The organism is Chryseobacterium ginsengisoli, assembly GCF_039542325.1.
Classification (GTDB): Bacteria; Bacteroidota; Bacteroidia; order Flavobacteriales; family Weeksellaceae; genus Chryseobacterium; species Chryseobacterium ginsengisoli.
This window is the reverse complement of record NZ_BAABHX010000019.1, coordinates 1-3,032: the sequence shown is the minus strand read 5'-3', so window position 1 is coordinate 3,032 and position 3,032 is coordinate 1. Positions and strand designations below refer to the sequence as shown.

2 protein-coding genes are annotated in these 3,032 nt (G+C 41.3%); both read right to left on the bottom strand.

What is annotated here, in order from left to right; genetic code table 11:
• On the bottom strand, positions 1-461 hold a 461-nt coding region (locus tag ABD940_RS22805), incomplete at its 3' end, for a hypothetical protein (protein WP_345208868.1).
• A gap of 21 nt (positions 462-482) precedes the next feature.
• A partial coding sequence (locus ABD940_RS22800) for a DUF8202 domain-containing protein (protein ID WP_486303709.1) occupies positions 483-3,032 on the bottom strand: 2,550 nt, incomplete at its 5' end.

The following is a 3,032-nucleotide window of genomic DNA, read 5'->3' as shown; positions in this document are numbered from 1 at the left end:
GCCATTGTTTTGCTCACTGTATCATAACATATGGTTCCCGCGATGGGACTTTTCATATTGGCAACAGGATCATTGACTTTAGGTAAAATCAACGCCTTATTGGCTGATTCCAAAATCAACACGCCTTGAGCAGCAGAGCTTGTTGCCCCGATTATCACGCCTCCTCCTGTTTCTGCTGAGGTATTGGTCATTACTCCCGTAAGGCTTCCTGCATCTGTAAGAGAAACCCATAGATCGTTTTCCCGCATTTTTACTTTCATATCTGTACGGTCAAGCAAAAATGTACCGTTGGTTGCCGCAGCACCTGTTGGCAATGCTGTTACGGCAGGTAAAATGATCCCTGTTTTAGCGAGGGGAAAATCCAGAATACCACCTCCGTCAACGGAAGCTTTTCCCATGCCGACCTGTCCTTTCACAAGAGAGATACAGGCAAAAACGGCTATTGTTACTATTTTTTTCATTTTGATTTTGCTTTAATTAGATTATTGATTACAGCTTCTTACGACACAGTTCCAGCTTGTTCCGTTATAAAGTTTGATACACTTGTCTGTCGTGTCATAGATCACCATTCCTTCGATCGGACTTGTAATTAATGCACTCTGTGATCTTGTGATTACAAAACCTTTGGTTTTTCCTTCTAAAGCCACTGCCCCGTTAGGAATCGTTTCCGGCCATCCGCTTTGTTTTGTCTGTATGGTTATTCCTATTTTAGTAAATGTATCAGCTGCAGCGGTATTAGGATCTTTGGTACAGAAAGTAGCTTTAGAAAACGTAAAGAACTTACCGTTTGGAATCTGGATACCTGCTGTAGCCCCACTTGTAAGAGGAATATTTACCACATTGGTAGTCATCCCTGCATCATCGGCATAGATAAGATAGGTTGCCTGAGCATCGGAAGTCTTAAAGAATAAATTCTGCGCTGTTCCTGTAGATTGCACTTTCCATCTTCTCAGCATAATATTCTGAGCATTATAGGTAGTTGCTGCCCCGTCATTCCCTGTCATAAAGTAGAACTGGTCATTGGCAATATCCGTATGATTGGCACTGCTGTTGGCGTTTGTAAAATCATTATTGGTACTTATGGTAATAATATCCGCAGTAGCATCCTGTGATTTTGAAATTCTCTGATGCAAATATTCAAAATCATCTCTTGCTATACCAATTACGTTGGTTTGGTAAGAGTTTGCAGCTGTAGACCATACGGAATTTCCACTTGTATTTGTATAATTAACAGGAGAAGCAAATGTTCCTAAAGTCACACCGTATTTCACCGCTAAGTAGGTTTCAACTCTGTTTTGTTCAGTGCTGCTCAATTGTCTTTCATATCCTATGACTTCCTGATAATCAGATCCTCCTCTGTCAGGACCTCCGTCTGTATCTGTATTGAGGTGAAAGTTTCTCCCTGCAAATAAAGGAGGGGTATAGCTATTGGGTACAATACCTAATCCGTTCACCTTATAAGGATAAGCGGCTGCCACACCTGTGGTATAAGCAAATCCTGTAATGTTGGTATTGGAAGGATTCAGTAAATTAGAACCAATCTTATCCAGGCTTGTATTCCAGACAAATAATCCGGCTGTTGTGCTGTTGCTGATATACGGACCCATTTGTGCAAGGAATGATCCTGCAGTAGTTAACGTTGCGTCACTTACCTCCATTTGTACATTATATGCCAAAGTGGGAGAAGTTCCTGCTCCTGCTTTGAAAACATCATAGAATGTTCCTCCTGTTCCTGACGCTGTTGCATTAGCAGAAAATGCATTAAGCATTCCTAAACCTGCTCCCTGCACCATTCTTACAGAAGGATTAAAATTAGAAGTAGCAGATGCAGCTAAATAAGTAGGGTTTGCTGAGTGAGACGGGAAGCCTGATAAAGCCTGTAGTTGTCCTCCTGTGAATCCTGAATTATTCCACGAAGTCACATTGGCTGCATTGGTTGTGGTATTTGTACCGAAATCGGCTCTGTTCCACACCTGTAAATTGGTAACAACTCCACCTGGAGCCTGTACAAAGGCCGCAAAAGTAAAGTACTGTCCGTTGGCTAATGAAACATCTGCATAATTGTAAACTATACCATTTACAGTCTGCGTATTTGCAGACATATCTGTTACAATATTACCTGCTGCAAAAGTAGGGTCGGTTGTGTTCTGAAGCAATTTCAGATTAGTAAATCCCTGAGGCCATGTTATACGGACTGTTCCTGTGCTATTGGTATTCTGTACTTTCCATACCGATGCAAAACGATAGTTCACTCCTGTAATTCCTGATATTGCTACGGAAGGAGCTTTTGTAAGCCCATTATCTCCCCAGATCAGATATTGTCTGTCTGTCGGGAAAGCATTTGTATTTAAAAGATTTGTATTGGCTAATGCTCCCCCAATTCCTATGGCAACCTGCGATCCTGCATTTATACTTTGAGACTGCTTTTGATTCAAAGCCGTCGCATCATCACGCCCGATACCTGTAATGTTTTGGTTGTAAGCACTATTTGCTGAAGCATTCCACGTTACAGTAGCATCGGTTGCGACATAATTTGTAGCAGTGGTCTGATCCATTGTAACACCGTATTTTACAGCTAAATAACTTTCCACTCTGTTTTGTTCCGAAACAGATAGCTGTCTTTCATATCCTACAACTTCCTGATAGTCAAATCCACCTCTTTCAGCACCACCGTCTGTATCCGTATTCAGATGGAAGTTTCTTCCTGTAAATGAAGATGGAGTATAGCTACCGGACGGAGCATTATTTTTACCATTTATTTTATAAGGATAAGCGCTTGCTGTACCTGTAGTATAGGCAAATCCTAAAATATTGGTAAGGGATGGATTAAATAAATTAGTAGTTGTAACATTTGCAGGGAAAACAAACATACCTGAAGAAGTCGCGCTATTAATATATGGACCCATTTCTCCTGTACTTGAACCAGCTGCGCTTAATGTTGCTGCACTCACGTTCATCTGTACGTTATATGCCAAAGTGGGAGAAGTTCCTGCTCCTGCTTTGGAAACATTGTAGAATGTTCCTCCTGTTCC